Annotated in this window: 14 protein-coding genes; 2 read left to right on the top strand and 12 right to left on the bottom strand. The window is 58.4% G+C overall.

Annotated elements, in window-relative coordinates:
* Positions 1–25: 25 nt before the first annotated feature.
* The 11 genes from fumC to FIU91_RS12135 all read right to left on the bottom strand — a co-directional run bounded on the left by fumC (position 26) and on the right by FIU91_RS12135 (position 13,599).
* On the bottom strand, positions 26–1,420 hold the full coding sequence (gene fumC / locus FIU91_RS12185) for a class II fumarate hydratase (RefSeq protein ID WP_152462656.1): 1,395 nt from the start codon (positions 1,418–1,420) through the stop codon (positions 26–28).
* A gap of 151 nt (positions 1,421–1,571) precedes the next feature.
* A complete protein-coding gene (locus tag FIU91_RS12180) occupies positions 1,572–2,033 on the bottom strand; it encodes an SspB family protein (protein WP_093010997.1) in 462 nt (153 codons plus the stop codon).
* Positions 2,034–2,121: 88 nt separating this feature from the next.
* Positions 2,122–3,360: a chromate efflux transporter gene (chrA, locus tag FIU91_RS12175; protein ID WP_152462655.1), complete on the bottom strand. Its 1,239-nt coding sequence runs from the start codon at positions 3,358–3,360 to the stop codon at positions 2,122–2,124.
* Between the two features lie 123 nt (positions 3,361–3,483).
* Positions 3,484–4,680 (bottom strand): glycosyltransferase, encoded by a 1,197-nt coding sequence (locus tag FIU91_RS12170; RefSeq protein WP_172975002.1) that lies wholly within the window; start codon positions 4,678–4,680, stop codon positions 3,484–3,486.
* A 10-nt stretch (positions 4,681–4,690) separates the two neighbouring features.
* Positions 4,691–6,070, bottom strand: a complete 1,380-nt coding sequence (locus FIU91_RS12165) for a polysaccharide lyase family 1 protein (protein WP_152462653.1) — start codon at positions 6,068–6,070, stop codon at positions 4,691–4,693.
* A 464-nt stretch (positions 6,071–6,534) separates the two neighbouring features.
* Positions 6,535–7,209 (bottom strand): HAD family hydrolase, encoded by a 675-nt coding sequence (locus tag FIU91_RS12160; protein WP_152462652.1) that lies wholly within the window; start codon positions 7,207–7,209, stop codon positions 6,535–6,537.
* Positions 7,206–8,213, bottom strand: a complete 1,008-nt coding sequence (locus FIU91_RS12155; protein WP_152462651.1) for an ATP-grasp domain-containing protein — start codon at positions 8,211–8,213, stop codon at positions 7,206–7,208. Before FIU91_RS12155 ends, FIU91_RS12160 begins: the two co-directional genes overlap by 4 nt.
* Positions 8,210–9,133, bottom strand: a complete 924-nt coding sequence (locus FIU91_RS12150; RefSeq protein ID WP_152462650.1) for a methionyl-tRNA formyltransferase — start codon at positions 9,131–9,133, stop codon at positions 8,210–8,212. The genes FIU91_RS12155 and FIU91_RS12150 overlap by 4 nt, the downstream gene beginning before the upstream one ends.
* A 333-nt stretch (positions 9,134–9,466) precedes the next feature.
* Entirely contained in the window at positions 9,467–10,711 is a 1,245-nt protein-coding gene (locus FIU91_RS12145) for a DegT/DnrJ/EryC1/StrS aminotransferase family protein (RefSeq protein WP_152462649.1), read from the bottom strand.
* Positions 10,711–12,690 carry a nucleoside-diphosphate sugar epimerase/dehydratase gene (locus FIU91_RS12140; protein WP_152462648.1) on the bottom strand — a complete coding sequence of 660 codons (1,980 nt, stop codon included), beginning with the start codon at positions 12,688–12,690 and terminating at the stop codon, positions 10,711–10,713. The genes FIU91_RS12145 and FIU91_RS12140 overlap by 1 nt, the downstream gene beginning before the upstream one ends.
* A gap of 294 nt (positions 12,691–12,984) precedes the next feature.
* Positions 12,985–13,599, bottom strand: coding sequence for a response regulator transcription factor (locus FIU91_RS12135; RefSeq protein ID WP_152462647.1), 615 nt, complete (start codon positions 13,597–13,599; stop codon positions 12,985–12,987).
* Positions 13,600–14,380: 781 nt separating this feature from the next.
* Between FIU91_RS12135 and FIU91_RS12130 the strand changes: the two genes are divergently transcribed.
* Positions 14,381–15,220, top strand: coding sequence for a sulfotransferase (locus FIU91_RS12130; protein WP_152462646.1), 840 nt, complete (start codon positions 14,381–14,383; stop codon positions 15,218–15,220).
* A gap of 277 nt (positions 15,221–15,497) precedes the next feature.
* Here the strand turns inward: FIU91_RS12130 and FIU91_RS12125 are convergent, their stop codons facing one another.
* A complete protein-coding gene (locus tag FIU91_RS12125) occupies positions 15,498–16,643 on the bottom strand; it encodes a nitroreductase family protein (protein WP_093011030.1) in 1,146 nt (381 codons plus the stop codon).
* 739 nt (positions 16,644–17,382) lie between these two features.
* Here FIU91_RS12125 and FIU91_RS12120 point away from each other — a divergent pair.
* Entirely contained in the window at positions 17,383–18,594 is a 1,212-nt protein-coding gene (locus FIU91_RS12120) for a polysaccharide pyruvyl transferase family protein (RefSeq protein WP_152462645.1), read from the top strand.
* Positions 18,595–18,709: the final 115 nt, after the last annotated feature.

Genomic DNA, 18,709 nt, shown 5'->3' with positions numbered 1-18,709 from the left:
GCAGGAAGGCAAAGGCCCGTGGCGGTCACTCCTTCGGGCCGATCATGTCTTCGGGCCGGACCACCGCGTCGAACGTCGCCTCGTCGACGAAGCCGAGGGCGATCGCCTCTTCTTTCAGCGTCGTGCCGTTCTTGTGCGCGGTCTTGGCGACCTTGGTGGCGTTGTCGTAGCCGATGGTCGGCGCGAGCGCGGTCACGAGCATGAGCGAATTGCGCATCAGCTCACCGATCCGGGTCTCGTTCGCCTCGATGCCGGAGACCATGTTGTCGGTGAAGGCCGAGGCGGAATCGCCCAGAAGCTGCATGCTCTGCAATACGTTATAGCTCATCATCGGATTGTAGACGTTGAGCTCGAAATGCCCCTGGCTTCCTGCGAAACCGACTGCGGCATCGTTGCCCATCACATGCGCGCAGACCATCGTCAGCGCCTCGGCCTGGGTCGGGTTCACCTTGCCCGGCATGATCGAGGAGCCCGGTTCGTTCTCGGGCAGGATCAGCTCTCCAAGGCCGGATCGCGGGCCCGAGCCCAGAAGGCGGATGTCGTTGGCGATCTTGAAGAGCGAGGCCGCAACGGTCTTGAGCGCGCCCGAGAACATGACCATCGCGTCATGGGCGGCCAGCGCTTCGAACTTGTTGGGGGCCGTGACGAAGGGCAGATCGGTGATTTCTGCGATGCGCGCCGCGACCTTCTCGGCCCAGCCCTTCTGCGTGTTGAGGCCCGTGCCGACAGCAGTGCCGCCCTGCGCCAGCTCGTAGATGTCGGGCAGGCACGCCTCGACGCGTTCGATTCCCTTCGCGACCTGGTGCGCGTAGCCCGAGAATTCCTGGCCGAGCGTCAAGGGCGTTGCATCCTGCGTATGGGTGCGGCCGATCTTGATGATGTGGTCGAACGCCTCGGATTTCGCGACGAGCGCCGCGTGCAGCTTGCGCAGCCCGGGAAGGAGCACGTCGCGGGCCTGCAGCGCGATGCCCACATGCATGGCAGTCGGGAAGGTATCGTTCGAGGACTGGCCCATATTGCAGTGATCGTTGGGATGAACGGGTGTTTTCGAGCCCATCTCACCGCCCAGCATCTCGATGGCGCGGTTCGAGATGACCTCGTTTGCGTTCATGTTGGACTGCGTGCCCGAGCCGGTTTGCCAGACGACCAGCGGGAAATTGTCGTCGAACTTGCCGTCGATGACTTCCTGCGCGGCAGCTGCGATGGCCTCGCCGATCTCGGCCTCCATGTTGCCGAGTTCCACGTTGGTGAGCGCGCAGGCCTTCTTGATCGCGCCAAGGCCCCGGATGATCGGGACGGGCTGACGCTCCCAGCCGATGGGGAAGTTCATGATCGAGCGCTGGGTCTGTGCGCCCCAGTACTTCTCGGCGGGAACCTCGAGGGGGCCGAAGCTGTCGGTCTCGGTGCGGGTCGCTGTCATGGCGCGTCCTTTCGCTGGTATACTGTCGCATACGCTCTAGCCGCCCCGAGGCGCTGCGCCAAGAGGCAGGCAAGCTGACTTTCGTCGATGTTTAGAGAGTGGGGGCGCGTCTGACCATGCCCGTTATCGCTATCGCAGGACGTGGGCGTCGCTACTTCCGGAACGAGTCGAGGCTGACGATCTCGGCGTCCTTCTTTTCGCCCTCGTCCTCGTCGTCGTCATCGCTGTCGTCGGGCTCGGGCGGCTCGCCGTCGCGATCCTCTGGGCTTTCGAATTTCAAGCCGAACTCGACGGAGGGATCCACGAAGGTCTTGATCGCGTCATAGGGAATATACAGACGCTCCGGCGCGTCGCCGAAGTTCAGCGTGACCGAGAAGCCCTCGTCGGTGACATCGAGCCCGTCGAACCAATGCTGCATGACAACGGTCATCTCGCCCGGATAGCGGTCGGACAGCCAGTCGGCCAGTTCGACATCGGGATGCGCGGTGTCGAAGGTGATGAAGAAATGGTGGTCGCCCGGAAGGCCGGTCTCGGACACACCGATCAATACCTTCTGGATCAGGCCACGCATGGCCTCGTGCATCAGATTTCCGTAGTCGATTCCTTGAGACATGGATCATCCGTGGCGTGGAACGACTCGGAGCATATTGGTTTTCAGGCCGAGCGAAAGGGGCGCGGGCCCCAAAAATCCCGCTGCGCCGTCAGAGGAGCGAGATTGCCGCCGAAAGCGCCGCGGTCAGGGCGAGCGTCGTGACGATATTGCGGTTCAGGAGTAAGATGAGGCCGCCGGCGAACAGCGTCAGTCCGAGCGCAAGTGGAGAGAGGCTGGCAAAAACAGGGACTTCCACGTCGAACGGGCCACCGGAGAGCCGCCTCGTTTCGGCGAACAGGACGTTCAAAGCGAAAAAGACCGAAAGGTTGAGGATCACGCCGACCACAGCCGCGGTGACCCCGCTGAGTGCTCCCGACAGGCCCGGCCGGCCGCTCAGCCAATCGATATGCGCGGCGAAAGCGAAGATGAACAGGAAGGAGGGCAGGAACATCATCCAGAGCGTCAGGAGCCCGGCGAGGACCGACAACACCGCGCCGCCCGCTTCGTGCCCCGCGCTCATCGCGACGAATTGCGTGGCAAGAACGAGCGGGCCCGGCGTGGTCTCCGCGAGACCGAGCGCGTCGATCATCGTCTCCGCATCGACCCAGGCCGCGTCCTGCGCCATGTAGGCGAGTGCCGCGTAGGCGCCGCCAAAGCTGACAACGGCGAGTTTCGCGAAAAAAGCTCCGACAGAGGTCAGGAAAGGGGCGTCGGCGATCCAGAGAAACGCCAAGGGTGCGAGCCAAAGCGCTGTCCAGAGCGTGATCGTGCGGAGGGGCAGGCTCGGGAGGGCCGGGGCCGCTTCGCCCGGCGCGTCCTCCCGGAAAGCCAGCGCGCCGATCCCGGCGGCGACGGCGAGGATCGCAGGGTAGGGCAGATCGAGCGCGTAGATCGCGATGAAAGCGGCAAGCGCAAGGACAAGCCGCGCTGGACCTTTGAGGCTTCGAGAGGAGAGCCGCCAGAGCGCTTGCAGGACGATCACGATCACCGTTGCCTGCACGCCGAGCAGCAGAGCTTCGGCAAGGGGCGCGGTGCCAAGCGCGGAGTAGGCCAGCGCCAGCGCCGCGATGACGAGCGCACCCGGCAGAACGAAAAGCCCGCCCGCGATCAATCCGCCGAGGATGCCGCGCTGCGACCAGCCGGCATAAGTCGCGACCTGCATCGCCTCGGGGCCGGGCAATAGCATGCAGAACGACAGCGCTCGCAAGTAACGCGGCTCGTCGAGCCAGCGCTCCTCATCGACGATGGTGCGGTGCATCAGCGCGATCTGGGCGGCGGGCCCACCGAAGGACAGCCAGCCGATCCTGTGAAAGATGCGGGCGATGCGAGAGAGCGAGGGAGAAGACATGCGCGCGAGGGGTAGGGGTATCCTGTGACGTCAGGATGACAGATAACCGCGATGCCGAGGAGCAAAATAGAGACTCCGATCTTCGCAGGCGCGGGAACGGAGCAGGCAGTTGCAGAATTTTCTTCAATCGCGCGGCGTGCCGGTTTTCGGGTCGGTGCCGATCTTGCGGGCCAAGTGATTGAGGGCCGTGCGACCCGACGTCTTTCGGTTTCGCGTCGACAACACGTCAGCGATCACCGCTTCCCATTGCTCCATAACGTTGGCTTCGACGTATTCAACCGCGCGGATACGTGCGGCATTTGCCAGTTGCACGCGCAGGTGTGCGTCTTTGTGTAGTCGGATGAGACCATCGGCCATCGATGCGGGGTCGTCCATCGGAACCAGCAACCCGTCGAGTTCATGGGTCACGATCTCGGACGGTCCCCAATCGCAGCGTGTGGAAAGAACCGCGAACCCTGCGGCCATCGCCTCAATAAGGACATTTGGAAACCCTTCGAAGCGGGAAGAAAGAACGAAGATCCCGGGACGGGCGGTCCAGCCATGAGGCACGTCGGACCGGCCGGCAAAGCGTACCTGATCTCGCAACCCCAAAGATCTCGCAAGCGTCCGAAGCTGTTCCTCCAGTTCTCCGACGCCGTAGATTGTCAGAGGCATCGCGTTGCCTCGGTCCCTGGCAAGCGCCAACGCGTGCAGCAGCGTGTCGAACGCCTTCTGGTCCGTGAGCCTGCCGACAGCAACCAGCTCTGGCTTCGGGGGGGGAGGCGGTGCGCCAAGCAGATCAGGAATTGGGTTGGGGATGATTACGGCTCGGCGCATGGACCAGGCCGGCAGCGCATCGCGCGCGGCGGCGGTCTGCATGATCACGCGATCCGCTCCGGCGAGTGCGACAGGCATCGACCAACGCCATAGACGGTTCATCTGCTGGCGTTGGAAATTGTTTCGCTCGGACGCTATTCGGGGCTGTCTCAGGCCGAGTGTTGCCAATGCTGTCTGCACGTTGATCTTGGTCAGGCAAGACAGAGCGAGGTCCTGATCCCGCAAGACCGCGCGCAGCCAGGGCACACGGCGCCGCGTGCTCCGGGATGCGTCGGTGCCGATCTCGACCTGCAAGCTGCGCAATCGCACGCTGTCTGGAACCGGATAGTAGGGGGCTTCAGGGTCGCCTTGAAAGGATACCATCGTGACCGCATAACCCTGCGCGTCGAGATGCGCGGCAAGTCGCGCCAGCACTTTTTCCGTTCCGCCGCTGCCAAGACCAGCCTGAACGAGGGCCACCTTGGGGCTTTGGAGCGTGGGACGGTCGGGCTTGGCGAAGGGCATGGTCCAGTGATCAGCGCGCCTCGGGCAAATCGCCCGCCAGCGTCGAAAGATAGGTTTCGAGAAAAGACAGGCCGGAATCGGGATCGGCGGCCCAGGCATCGTCATAGCTCTCCCCGGACAGCGAAGGGTGTGTGGCCTCCCAAGCGTCCGGCATGCCATCGCCATCCGTATCGGGGTCGGGCACGGCACCCGCGAGAACCGGCCACCCGCCGACCTGTTCGACGCGATCTATGACCCTTCCGGAGCAGTTGATGAGACCGTCCAATGCGCGGATGTCGAGGGCGTCACGGTGGAGGATATCGCCAACCATGGGCAGCAACGCGTCCATCACCTGCGCGGCTGGCAGGATCGGCAGGCCCTCGGACAAGGGTACGTCCAAGTCGATCCGGGACCGCGCGGTCGGGCCGAGAACCGCCGGGCCCGGATTTGAGACACAGGGTCCGCCGAATGCCAGATTGTCCTCTGCCCTGAGTCCCAACGGATTCGCGTCATGCAAAAGAAAGACTTCGACTGCCGGGGGCGTGTCGTCATGCGTGCTTGGACCGGGCACCGCGACATTTGCAATATGGGCGATACGCGTATCGCCAACGAGGTTGTAGTATTCGCCGAACTGGCTGATCGGATTGAAGAACAGGTTGTTGACCACCTCGACAGGGCCGATCTCCGACGCATTCACGTCGGGCATCCGGTCGCGATGATGCGCAAAGAGGTTGCGCCAGAGTGTGATCCGTCCGCACCCGGTCGCCGACTTTTCGGACGAGCAGATGAGCGCGCCTTTCGAGTGGCGTCCCTCTGGATGGCTCGAGCGATCCAGCGAATAGCTCAGAAGACTGCGCGCCAGGGTGACGTGCGAGGTCTCGCCGCGGCTGGCGTGGACGTTGAATGTCTCGTCCGTCGAAAAGGACAGCGACATGTGGTCGAGGTAGACGTGCTGCGCATTTTCGACCGTGACGGCGTCGACCGAAGGATGGGGGATATCGGTCGGGCCAGGACGAACCTTGAGGAACCGTATCAGGACATCGTTGACGCCCTTGATGACAATCGGGGTCGCACCCTCGCCGTCGAGTCTAATCTGCAGGCCGTCGCCCGGCGCGGTCTGGCCCGCAATATAGACGTTCGACGCCACCTTGATGGGGCGATCGAGGATTATCGTTCCGGCGGTACGGACAAGGCAGACCCGCGGACCTTCCGCCTCGGCGCACGCCCTCAGAGAGCCGGGGCCTTCGGGATTGGTATTGGTAACCGACAGGACGCGTCCGCCGCGCCAGCCATCTGCGTCCTTGCCGTAGCCCACTGCGCCTGGAAAAGCCTCGGCCAGGGCTGCAACGGGCAGGACCGAGGCGAGAAGCGTCAGTCCTGCGTGCCTTAAGAAAGATGAGATATCAGACATGCTCTGTACCTATTCAAGCCAGGGATCGGGGATGCGGCCTACAAGTTCTCGAAAAGCCGTTGTTGAGGCTTTCGTTTTGAGCGTCGCCGCGCCTCGCGCCGACGGCACTCAACGTGCGCCGATGGGGGCCGTCCGACCTGCCTGAGCGATGATGGCAAACGGCCGGTGTCATCTCGAGACGGCGGCAATCCTCGGGTCCAGTCGCCGCGGGGATGGGTCTTGACGCCTCCGCGGAATCGATCGGATTGAAATGGGTCACGACAGGTCGCTCCGCTGCTGTGCTCTTCGCAATCTAGATCTTGGGCAAGAGGCGCGGAATACTCTGAAAGGACTAGCGTCCGGCGCATAAGAGAGTGAAAGCAATCCGACCGGCGAAGGCGGTCTCAATACCGGGTCTCGTGCCGTCCTGCGATATGTCCGGGCAGGCCCGAGCGTGCGGGAGTTTCGTTGGCAGAGCTTCCCTCTCAGTCCTTGGGGTCTCTTGTCAGGCAGTCGTCCAGCATGTCCAGCGATGTGATCCTGTGCGCGGCGGCATGATCTGTCGTCGGGGGAGGGCTGAGATGAACCCGCATCTTTCGCGCGATCATCACAGTCTGCCATCCCATTCGGCGCGGACTCACGAAATCCTTGACCGGGTTGTCCGCGACATAAACCAGGTCGGCACCGCTTAATCCGGTGGCATCCTCGAGCATTTCGAAGGCCAGGGGCGCCGGTTTGCCGGCCCCAATTCCAAGCGTGCCCGTCAGAATGATCGGCGACAGTCGATCCTTCAGCCCCAGTGCCGCGACCTTGGCGGCCTGCGTCTTCGCGGGGCCATCGCTGATCAACGCGCACCGGCCTGAAAAGCGGCGCAGAGCGCGATCGGCATCCGCCTGTAGGGCGATCATGGGCGTATGACCGCGGTAGATCCTAACGAGATCCTGCACCAGATCACGCTCGGGCATGGCGCCGAGGCTCAGCAAAGCCTTGTCAAAAACGCGACGCCGCTCTCCGCTGGCAAAAACCGTTCGGCAGGCCGGTTCCAAATTCTCGATGCCATGCTGATCGCGCGCGTAGATGCCAACAGCCCGGTAGCCGCTTAGGATAAAGTTGCGTTCCAGGTAAAGCGTATCGTCTAGATCGAAAACGACGAAGGTCATTTCGCCGGAGAGGCGCAGGCAGCACTCGTCTGCGGCATATTGAAGAAGGCGGCGTCGTATCGGATCATTTCCACCCCATCGATCCAGTTGTCGTGGGCTCCACTATCTCGGCCCAGACACTCTGCCAGCAGCCAGCGCGCGAAAGTCGCGCCTGCGCGGTCCGCCAACGGAAATCCGCCGCCAAACCGCGCGTTGATCTCGAAGACCTTCGGTCCGCTATTCTTGTCGTCGATAATTTGGTAACACATCACGCCGATGGGACCAGGCAGCGCATCGACCAGATTGCGGGCGATCTGCGTGAACCTGGGATCACGGACCGTGCGCCCTTTTTCTACTTCACCGGCGCGGACGGACAGGCGGAGATGCGGCACGGCAGTGCGCAAGGAGCCGTACTTGTCCACGAAAACGTTGACGGTATATTCGGGTCCGTCGAGATATTCCTGAAGTATCGTTGGCTCGTTGAAGCGAGCGGGAATGTCCCTCGGCGTCTCGATCTTCATCAACCCGCGGCTGGCACTTCCAGCGACGGGTTTCGCGAAGAGTGGCCACGCGCCGGGGTCTTGCAAAGTGCGGGCGATCTCGGGGGTATAGCTGCGGGGTGTCGGCACGCCATGCTCCGCCAAAAGAGCGCAGGTGCGCTGTTTGTCGCGCGCAATATCGATGAGCGCGCGCGGGGCGACGTGGACACGGCAGCCAATTTCGGCGAAGCGAGGGCTCGCATCTGCAAGGACCGCCAATTCGGTGTCGATCGTCGGCACGAGCAGCATTATGTCTTCCGCGGCGCAAAACTCGAGAAGCGTATCAATGTAGTCCGGATCAGTACAAGACGGCACGTCGAATGAGTAATCCGCGGCCGCGCATCCCGCGCTGAGCATCGAGTTCATGTCGGCGGCGTAGATCGTAGCGGGTACGCCGAGGGCAGGTCCGGCCGCGCGAAATGCCTCGACAAGACCGGCTCGACGCCCTGCGGACGTGATAAGAACGCGCGGTCCCCACGCCGTCATGCGGGCACTTTCCTTGACGCGCCAAAGACCGCATGCCGAGGCAGCGGTCCCGGGCTGGAGGCACGCCAACTGGTGACTTCCAGGCAGGTGAAATCCCCGCAGCTGACGCGGAACCCACCGTCGGTCTGGTCCTGAATCTGACCTGGCAATCCAATATAGAGGGGCGGACCCTCAAAGACGTGAGCGCTATCGATATGCACTAGACGCCCGTCCAGTTCGGTGAACGCCCCGGGATAGGGATCCCCGACCGCTCGTATCAGACGGTCCAGTTGCACAGCAGAACGGGTCCAGTCGATACGGCCATCTTCAGGTCGGCGTTTTGCGCAATAGCTTGCGCCGGCCGGATCCTGGGGGAGGCGCGTAATTTTGCCGGCTGAAATCTCTGCTACAACTCTCGGCAGCAGCTCGCACATCGCACTCACTTGTTTGTTGTAGAGCGAGCGGGCGGTTTCACGCGGCGTTACTTGAATGAAAGTCTGCGCGGCAATGTCCCCGGTGTCGCAGCCTGCGTCTATCCAAAACAGGCTGGCTGCGGTTTCTTCCAGCCCGGCGAGAATTGTCCACGGGATCGCCGCGCGGCCCCGCAATTGCGGAAGAGGTGCAGGGTGAAAGCCCAGCGTGCCGTGCCGTGGCAAAGACCGGAAAGGCTCCCGGCAGATCTGGGACCAGCCTATGACCAGAGCCAAATCAGGGGCGCGAGAAGATATCTCCGAGACGGTGGCTGCATCGTTGATATCGGTCGTGTATAAAAGCTGCGATCCTGAGCCTCGCGCTAAATCGGACAGGTCGGCAAAATCTGAGTGGCGCGCGGACTTTGACGGCGGTAGCGTTACCACAAGGTCAGGTGTTTGCCCGGATGCGACCAACGCTTTCAGGGCCTCCAAGGACCCTTCGACAGCCCCCACGAAAACAGTTCTCATGTTCCACCCATGACGATCGGAACTCTGCTCAGAAGGTGTGCAGATTTAGAAGGGGAGGCTCAATTCCCCTTTGTGATCCAAGCTACGCCTTAAGGCTAGCACCCGACTAAAAGACGAATTCCGCTGCCGGTTTGTACTGAGGCGCTATGGACGTAATCGGCGGAGACTGGTGCGAGAGGTGTCATATTGGCGATTTACGACCTTTGAGATCGGTAGGGTTGATGCCACCGCAAGTTGAATCGTCACACTCGGGAGCTGAGAAATGCCGGCCGCCTCAATTGGCCATGATGCTGGTATTTCGCTTTTGAAGAGCCACTTGCAGCTCGCCGGTCCCTAGCGGGTTGCCAGTTTCATTACGTCGCGCACTGCTTGGACCATCACATGCATCTCAGCGGGCTCAATCGTCGGATCCACGCGAAAGGCGAGACTGGTGTGTCCCAATTCGTGCGCGACCGGAAGCGGGCTGGCTGGGGTGAATCTTCGAGACCGGAATACGCCTTCGTTGTATATCTCGGGGCAGCTGCCACTGAAGACAGACTGGCCGCGTTCGGCAAGCTCTTGAATAATCCTGTCGCGGCTCCAACCCGGTTTCAGCCGATCAGTCCGGGTGAATGCGTAGAATCGATACCAGGCGTGCCTTATGCCTTTGCCCGGCATCGGTACCCGCAGGGCCGGGCAGTCGCGCAGACCGTCTGCGAGGATCTGCGCGTTGCGATGGCGTAGGTCGGTCCACAGCGGCATTCGGCGGACCTGCACCGAGCCAATTGCGGCTGCAATGCCCGACATGCGCAAGTTTGTTCCTGCACGAGTATGCAACCAGCGGAAGCCGGGTGGATGTGCTTGGCTATGCACAAGATCGTAGTCTTTGCCGTGATCTTTGCGTGACCAAGCTTCGCGCCACAATGGCTCTCTTTGAGTGACGAGCATGCCGCCTTCGCCGCCCGTCGAAATGATCTTGTCCTGGCAGAACGAGAATGAACCGAAATCGGCAAAGGTGCCTACGTGGCGGCCTTCGATCTGAGCGCCGTGAGCTTGCGCACAATCCTCGATAACCCATAGGCCATGAGTGCGTGCCACCTCCATGATGCCGGGCATGTCGCAAGGCCAGCCGGCCAGATGCACGGGAATTATACCAACGGTACGCTTGGTGATCTGCGCGGAAATGCTTTCGGGTGTGATGTTCTGAGTATCAGGGTCGACATCGGCAAAGACCGGTGTCCCGCCAGCCAGGATGACTGCACTCGCCGAGATGACGAAGCTGCGCGGAGTAACGATGACTTCGTCCCCTGGCTCGAGGTCCAGGCATTCCATGGCGAGGTTCAGCGACAGGCTGCCATTGGCCAGCGCAATCGCGTGGGATGCGCCTGTCATCTCGCGAAAGGCGGTCTCGAAGTCCGAAACCTCGGTTCCTGTCCACGCATTCACACGGCCGCTTTGCAGCACACGTGTCACTTCACGGATTTGCTCCTCATCGAAATGAGGCCAGATGGGGCGCGTCGGGATCGATGGGGCAGAAGGCTGGAGTGGCACCACGGCAGTTCCGGAGACGCCATTGCGAATGGAGACATCCTGAGGCATCACATCACCTCTGCTTGGTTTGCAGCAAATGCGGGACCGGGCTGAGCTAGGCTGCTCGGGACAACGGTAGCGGGCAGCAGGGCCTTCGCGTCGCCTATGGCAGCGGAAGCGTAGCCAGGAACGATCTGCGACAGTTGAGAGATAACCGCGGCGGCATCACCGCGACGGGCGGCGATCTCAAGCGAGGCAATGGCTTTTTGCATATCCTCAAGACGGCGTCCTTCGGCAGTGGCAACGAGGATGCCTTCAACCGGGCTTTCAGAGCGCATCTCACGGGCGTCGAAAAGTTCTTCAAAAAGCTTCTCGCCCGGGCGAATGCCCACGGTCTTGATCTCGATGTCTCGCCCCGGCACCAGGCCTGCGAGGCCGATCATCCTTTCTGCCAAGCTCATGATCCGGATCGGCTTGCCCATATCCAGAACCATGATCTGCCCCTGCAACGTGGTGTGCTGAAGTCCGCTCGCGGAGGCTAGAAGGGTCAGCTCGACCGCTTCACGGATGGTCATGAAGAAGCGCGTCATACGCGGATCGGTGACCGTCAGAGGACCGCCCTCATCGATCTGCTTCTTGAACAAAGGCACAAGTGATCCCGATGAGCCGAGCACGTTGCCGAACCGGACAGTCATGAAGCGGGTCGGCAGCTTGCGATCGAGTGCCTGGCAATACATTTCCGCCACACGTTTGGTCGCGCCCATCACGTTCGAAGTATTGACGGCCTTGTCGGTCGAGATCTGGATCATTGCCATCGAGCCTGTCTCGGCGGCCAAATCGGCTACGTTGCGAGCACCGATCGCATTGGTCAGGACGCCTTCGCACGGATTGCACTCGACGATGGGCACATGCTTCAGCGCGGCCGCGTTGAAGACGAGTTCCGGCCGATGGCGACGAAAGATCTCCTTCAGGCGGGTCTTGTCCCGAATGCAGCAGATGTAGGAATGACGCAGAACATTAGGGAAATGACGCGCCAGATCCATGTCGATCTGGTAACTGTTCAGCTCACAATTCTCGATAAGCGTAAGCTCAGAAGGTTTGAGCGACGCGATTTGGCGCACCAGTTCGGACCCTATCGAGCCGCCGGCACCAGTTACCATCACCCTTCTTCCGTGGATCAACCGCTGGATTGCCGCGTAGTCGACCCGAGCCTCCTGCCGATCGAGAAGTTCGGATACATTAATGGTGCCAAGACCGACTTCGGAGGGCAGCGGACGCAGCGCGCTCAGACCAGGAAGCTGTGAAACCGCGATACCTTCGGCTCGCGCCCATTCGAGAAGCGGCTCGAGCGCGATGGTCGCCTGACGGGTCAACGGTTCCGTCAGAATGATACGATCCACCTTGACCTTTCGGTTGGCCAGATTGGCGACCACGGCGCTGCAATCGTTGTAATCACCCAGGATCGGAATGCCGTGGATGAAGGTGCCCGTCGTGTCCGACATGTCGTCGATGATGCCCACCGGGCGGTAGGCTAGGCTCGGCTGGGTCCGTAGCGACCGCAGAAACAGATCACAGGCAGTACCGCGACCGATGAGGAGTACCGGCTCCGTCACGCGTGATGGGCCGTAGCGACCCAGCGTGGTCCGCAGTCCTGACCGGAGGTCGGGCGAGCGCATTGCGAGCCTTGGTGCCGATAAAAGTGCGGTCTGCACGAAGAGTAGGATCGCCAGTGCGCGCACCGGCGGCATGGGGACGGCGGTCATGGCAAGGGTCAGACCGAAAGCCACCACGACGGCGGCTGTTGCCACACCTACACTGACCAAATCGCCCAGTGACACAAAGCGAAGGTTCGCACGATAGACGACCAGTTTCGGCAGCAGGAATATCGCTATGACGGTCAAGAACCCCATCTGTAGGATAAGCCCCTCGACGAAAGGAAACATGCCCGTGGCGAGTGACAGGCTAATCAGGAAAGCCAAATTGGTTGCAATGATGTCGCACAGAAAGAGCGCACGAATTCGGATGGATTTCTCTTGCAGGATTTCCAATAATCCTGCTCTGGGAAATACGGGGACGTTATCAAAATTATTTATCTCTGACACTTCACTTCTCCAAAAATGGGATCGTGACAATAGTTGTCAAAGAAGGTTAACTGTGCCCGGCTTCGGCGGGAAAGTGCTCAAAAGGGGGGTAGACGTATGCCCCGCCTCGAGCTGAAAGAGGGCGAAAGTTAATCAATAAGCCTTGATCTAATTCAAAATGATTAATTGTTTACCTGATCTGGTGTATAAAAAAAGGGTCGCGGCTTACAGCGACCCTAAAGCGTTAAATTGGTCTGAGCGTCACGCGTGGAAAGAGGCTTGATCGAGGCCGTTCCGCACCGCCCAGACAGCGGCCTGGGTTCGGTTGGATACACCAAGTTTACGCATGATCGCCTTGACGTGAACCTTCGTAGTGGCTTCGGCGATGCCAACCGATCGAGAAATCTCCTTGTTTCCGTAGCCCTTTGCCAGACAACGCATGACGACGAGTTCTTTGGCCGACAGGGGCACATAGGCCACATCTCGCGGGATGCCGGCAAGATGCTCGGCAAGGACCGAGGGCAGGGCGATTTCATCCAGCGCTACAAGTTGTAACGTGGCTTGGAGAACCGATGACGATACGGTTTCAAGCTGGTATCCCCTAATGCCCCTATCAATGAGCCTCGCTAGGTTCGCTTGGTTGAACCTCGGTGAGATTACAATTATGCGTAGATTTTCATCACTAAATTTGGATTCATCACCCGTTTCGCTCAGAAGATCATTCTCATGAACGATTATCTGCACGCATCGATACGCTGCTGCCGCACGCCGAGCATCATGTATCGTCTCAAACTCCATGAGGTCATGATTTGGCAGCAAACCTTTGATCGCACCTCTGAAGAATATACTAGAACTGCATACGCCGACCTTAAACATTGCTCAACCTTCCCGGTATTAGCTCAAGCCCTAAGTATCAAAAAAATCTATCGTTGCTCCCTTCGAGTGAATATCAGTCCTAAGAATAGTTTTTCGGGAACAAGCAGTATCTTACCACAAAATCGGTTGATCTGGTGAATTTTTGCTAGGGCGGGATTGCATGTTTCGGAGGTCCGCTCCCCCGAGAAAACTTATTAAATATTAAAGATTTAAACATTCGCTGATGTCGCAAGCAACTAATGGTTGAAAGTACTTTCATTTTTCACTTGTGTTTTAGTAAGCCATGAGGGCTTGTTGCTTTCGAATCGATTCGCTCTGTGTCGACCTTCTAGCCATACGTGTCTGGTTAGAGGCGTTCGTAAGCCGACGACAATCTGCTGTGATAGTGGCAAAGGATTGAAAAGGCTTCGCAAAATTTCAAGCTTGGTCAATCTTCGGCGTGTGGCTGCAAACATTCGCGTGCGATCTTGGAGCGAAGGGGCCTGCATCTACCGCTTAGCACCCACGCATGATCGCAGTCGGTCGCATACGGTCAGCCTCGGTAGCGTGACATTGAACGAACCCTACGCCCCGACAGGAGTACCCGCTAGCCTTATGGTATATTTGGAAACAGGCTTATTGGCTGTAGCTTTCACCTTAGGTTGTCGATCGAACAACAACCCAGAGGCGATCTGCGTGCCGAAGGATCCCGAACTGCCATGCATCAACGCTGTTGCACATTACAGAGGGAATGCAGCCCACCAACCGCGCCCTAAGGCCTCAAAGGATAGAGTGGTATTAAATGCAATTCGCGGATATCGATTTCCTGATTATCGGATCTGGCAAGTCTGCAACGACTTGGTTACAAATCCAACTTCAGTCGGATCCGGCGGTCTACATGCCAGACCCGGAGCTACATTATTTTTCGCGAAACCTCAACCGAGGGGACGCCTGGTATCTGTCACAGTTTAACGATCAGATGCGCGATCGGCTCATCGGTGAGAAATCGAACTCATATCTCTACACGCCTGGTGCTGCGAAACTCATTCACGATCGCATGCCTCATGTGAAACTGATCGTACAGCTTCGCAACCCGGTCGAACGTGCGTACTCACACTACTGCATGCTTTACCGCCGCGGTGAGGTCGGGCCGGATATCGCGTCCTATCTTGAGCCCGCTGTCGCGGGTGACCAAAGGCTGCTGATACTCGGTCAGTTTGCAACGCATCTCGAGGCGTATTTGGAACTCTTCGGCAGAGATCGGCTGCTGGTCCTGTTCTACGAAGGTGTGGCTGCCGATCCTGAAAATCAGATCGCTCAAGTGCGGTCTCATTTGGGTCTGCCTGCGTGGGGGCTTGCTCCGGCCGCTCGAGCGAAAGCAAAAGACAAGACCGATCCATACATTCCTCCGAAGATACGTAAACGACTCGAATGGATGAAACCGATCGTTCGGCCCTGTCGCAGAACTGCGGCATTCAAGGCCGTGCATGGCTTGATCGCCCGCGAACAGCAATATCCGCCGCTCAGCGATGATCTAAGACGCCGGCTCTTTGATTATTATGAGCCGTCCATCTTGGCGCTCGAGAAGATCAGTGGCAGATCGCTGGAACACTGGTACTTGTCGGTCGACGCGACCTCGTAGATTTGATAGCATCCGAGCCAAGAAAAATACCTTCGGGTCGTCGAATTTAATTTTCACATCTCGGACACGGCCCATCGCGGGATGAATTTCTGACGTTTTGCGCCTGCAGTCGAAGTTGCGATTTCGCCGTAATCTGAAGCACAGGGAAAGTCACTATCTTCGCGAGCTCATGCACATACCGTACCGCAAGGGCTAGCGGCCGGTTGCTCTACTCCTCCGGCAGTCACGGATCACCGATGCCCAGTCTTGTACCACGAAGATGGCGCGACGACGCGAGCTATGCCGATGCGCGTTCGCTCGACGCGATTTCGGTATTATACTGACGCATGACGTCCAGCGGGCGTTTCTGCGAATAGGCAACCATCGCGTCAGGATCAGGATATCCGACTGCCATGAAGAATATCGGTCGCTCATAGGGTTGGAGTCCCAAAACCTTTTGCGCGCGCGCCTCGTGTGCTTCGATGTCCGGCCAATTGCAGATACACGAGCTGAGGCCCAAAGTTTCAAGTGCGTATGAAAACGACATCGATGCAAGCGAACCGTCGATATATATGACATGACGATCTTTCTCGCTGTAGAATGCATCCAGCGAGCCCAGAACAACGACCATCGCCGGGATGTTGTGTTTCCAGCCGATCGTGCCGCCGGGCAGTGACGCAACCTCCTGAACCATTTCAGGATCATCGAAGACGAGGAACCGGAAAGGCTGACGGTTGCACGCACTCGGCGACAGGTTGGCGATGTGAAACGCCTTGTCCAGCAGATCGCGGGGGACGGGCTTCTGCTCGAACCATCTTACGGAGCGGCGCTTAAGAGACAGCTGCTCGAGCTGCTCATATGTGACCGGCTGTTCCTCCAGCGCGCGTTGGTATGGAATTCGCTTTACGTTTGACCCGGCACCCGGTGCAGGAGGACATTTTTCGAATACGTCGCGGGCATGATCGATCACGGGGTCAGCTGCGGTGACAGCGAAATATTCGCTCAGAACGTCGTACCCCCACCGGAGCGACTCGGCGGAACTTTCCTGAGAGCGCGCCGGTTCTGAAACGATCTTGCGATAGACGTTGACGGTCTCGAGTATGTAGTCCTTTGCAAAGACTGGCCGACGGGGCCGCATAAGCAGACCCTTTTCGAGCCGATGCACATTCCGGCGCATCAAGAAGACATTGGCATCATCGTCCTGAAGCTCCGCATGGTATTTCGCGAGGCCGGCCAGGACGGCCCGCTCCTCGCGTCGGAATTGCCCTGACAGGAGTGAATAATAGACAGACGCGAATGACTTCGTCAGAGAGGCAAACCGCAGAGCGCCCGTCTGCGCAGAGGTCACAATCCTGGCAGCCTTCGACTCTCTCAGAAGCAGGCGCGCATCCCGAAGACGATCGACCTGCGTATCCGGTAAGAAGGTCTTAGCGAGAGTTTTCATTCTGAGATATCCTTCGTGGAAGTACTTGTCGGTTAGGGGCCCCCAGGCCCTTCGGGCTTGCAGATGCCTTGTTTGTCCGTTGGCCGATCAAGGACCCGCGCCGAGAGGGATCAGACGCGGCTCAGGCGGATAGAAATGAGCCTGTTCGCGTGTGAGTACCTCCCGGTGGCCAAAAGTAAGAGCAACTGCAACTGACAGGTAGGCGTTCAAATGGGTCAGTAGAGTTTCACACGTCAATAATTTATTCCCAAATATGTCGCGCTATGAAATAATTCGGTGAGCTGTTGTGAGACGCAATCGAACTTCTGGTAATGGGCTGGCCTTGGTGGGTGTGGTACTACCTCCTTTGGTCAGAAATGTATCATTTGGCTGATTGGACCGGTTGGGTGTGCCTAAATCAGCCATAAGGCAGCCGGAATGCTCACTATCCTTATGCAAGAACGTAGTTTTTAAAACTTCTGAAGTAGTAAATTGACGAATGTATACCTTTTACATAAGGATTTTATCAGATAACTCGTTTTTACAATGATACCTTTATCGAAAATTTGCGCGCCTTGCGTGTCACGTACTGCCTCATTTCCAGCTAGCGGATTGGAGGCCTGTTTCAATGTACTAGAAGCTGTTGTTGGGCACAACTTCCAGGTAATTCGTGGGTAGCACGTATCAATCCAGCATGATCGAAAATACTTATTTCCGAACACATTGGGGCAGCGGTCTCTCTATCCGTTGATGATCGACTATGAAAAAATTCATCGTGACTGGGGTTCAGATGAAGAACAAGGGGTCTCAGGCCATGTTCTTCACGCTCAGGCATCATTTGAAATTGATTTATGGAGATTGCGAGGTACTAGGTTTCGCAAATAAATATGATTGTCCGGAAGTATACAGCTTCACCCTTCTCCCGCATGACGACTTCACACGGCCCGCGCTGAAGCTCGGCTTGCAGAAGGTTCCGGTTCTGGCATCAACCGCAACGCTTCTGGCTTCCAGAATCCGAAAGAAAGACAAATGGAACGGGAAGCTTGTCGAGATGGACGAGGCCCTTCGCGAAGCGGATGCGATTTTTGACGCGAGCGGGTACACTCTTGGTTCCGGTTGGCCCAAGGGCGGGGGGCGGCGGCTGCTGGAGACCGTGCGGTTGGCCAAGACGTACAAAAAGAAGATCATATTGATGCCCCAGAGCTTCGGTCCTTTTGATTGGGGCGAGAGCGATGACGCTGCGTTCCTCGACGAAGTCAAGAAAGAGCTGAGTTATTGCACCAAGATATATGCTCGAGAGAAGGAAGGCTATGAATGCCTTACATCTCTCGGGCTGACAAACGTCGAGTTATCCGCTGATATGGTTATTCGGGAAAAGGCCTTCCCAAAGGCGAATGATATCTATGCCACGCCCCGAGCCGATGAAATCGAGTATCCGGAGCGAAACTCCGTCGGCCTCATTATCAATGAAAATGTGCTTCGGATAGGTGACTCCCAATCATCATTGGATCTGTACAGAAATATACTGGAGCGACTTGTTAAGAATGGGGAAAAGGTCTACATTCTCAACACGTCCGGGGCGGACACACATCTGGTTGAGAGTGTTCTTCGCGGTGTTCCCGGAAAAGAAAGTATCAAGATTATTTCGGGCGAGTATTCAAGCCCGGAATTGATCGACATAATATCTCGTTTCAAGTTTATCGTCGCATCTCGCTACCACTCCATTATCTTCGGGTATCGCAGCAGTGTTCCCGCGGTCATTCTTGGCTGGGCTACAAAATATATAGATCTTGCGGAACATTTTGGGCAGGAAGAATATGTCTTCGATATTCGAGAAGTGGATGCTGATCAAATTCTCAAGAAGATCGACAAGATGAGCGCTAATTGCGGAGCGGAGTCTCGGCGCATCGGCGAGCGGTTGGACAAGGTTCAGGGCAGTTCGGTCATCCTGGAAGCGACGCAAGCCCTTTAGGCTCTCACAAATTTGGCAACAGGGCATTTGCTTCGCTCGCCGGGGTGACGACGGATCTACGCACCAATTTCCCGAGTTGCGGTAAGCGGCCGCCGATGTGCTGAAAATCAGCGTT

Source organism: Roseivivax sp. THAF30 (assembly GCF_009363575.1).
Classification (GTDB): domain Bacteria; phylum Pseudomonadota; class Alphaproteobacteria; order Rhodobacterales; family Rhodobacteraceae; genus Roseivivax; species Roseivivax halotolerans.
The sequence above is the reverse complement of the archived record's forward strand: the minus strand, read 5'-3'. Positions and strand labels throughout refer to the sequence as shown.

Coding starts and splice junctions, on each gene's coding strand:
- fumC (WP_152462656.1), bottom strand. CDS start 1,420: ATGACAGCGACCCGCACCGAGACCGACAGCTTCGGCCCCCTCGAGGTT.
- chrA (WP_152462655.1), bottom strand. CDS start 3,360: ATGTCTTCTCCCTCGCTCTCTCGCATCGCCCGCATCTTTCACAGGATC.
- FIU91_RS12150 (WP_152462650.1), bottom strand. CDS start 9,133: ATGAGAACTGTTTTCGTGGGGGCTGTCGAAGGGTCCTTGGAGGCCCTG.
- FIU91_RS12160 (WP_152462652.1), bottom strand. CDS start 7,209: ATGACCTTCGTCGTTTTCGATCTAGACGATACGCTTTACCTGGAACGC.
- FIU91_RS12130 (WP_152462646.1), top strand. CDS start 14,381: ATGCAATTCGCGGATATCGATTTCCTGATTATCGGATCTGGCAAGTCT.
- FIU91_RS12135 (WP_152462647.1), bottom strand. CDS start 13,599: ATGTTTAAGGTCGGCGTATGCAGTTCTAGTATATTCTTCAGAGGTGCG.
- FIU91_RS12120 (WP_152462645.1), top strand. CDS start 17,383: ATGAAAAAATTCATCGTGACTGGGGTTCAGATGAAGAACAAGGGGTCT.
- FIU91_RS12145 (WP_152462649.1), bottom strand. CDS start 10,711: ATGCCTCAGGATGTCTCCATTCGCAATGGCGTCTCCGGAACTGCCGTG.
- FIU91_RS12165 (WP_152462653.1), bottom strand. CDS start 6,070: ATGTCTGATATCTCATCTTTCTTAAGGCACGCAGGACTGACGCTTCTC.
- FIU91_RS12155 (WP_152462651.1), bottom strand. CDS start 8,213: ATGACGGCGTGGGGACCGCGCGTTCTTATCACGTCCGCAGGGCGTCGA.
- FIU91_RS12170 (WP_172975002.1), bottom strand. CDS start 4,680: ATGCCCTTCGCCAAGCCCGACCGTCCCACGCTCCAAAGCCCCAAGGTG.
- FIU91_RS12180 (WP_093010997.1), bottom strand. CDS start 2,033: ATGTCTCAAGGAATCGACTACGGAAATCTGATGCACGAGGCCATGCGT.
- FIU91_RS12125 (WP_093011030.1), bottom strand. CDS start 16,643: ATGAAAACTCTCGCTAAGACCTTCTTACCGGATACGCAGGTCGATCGT.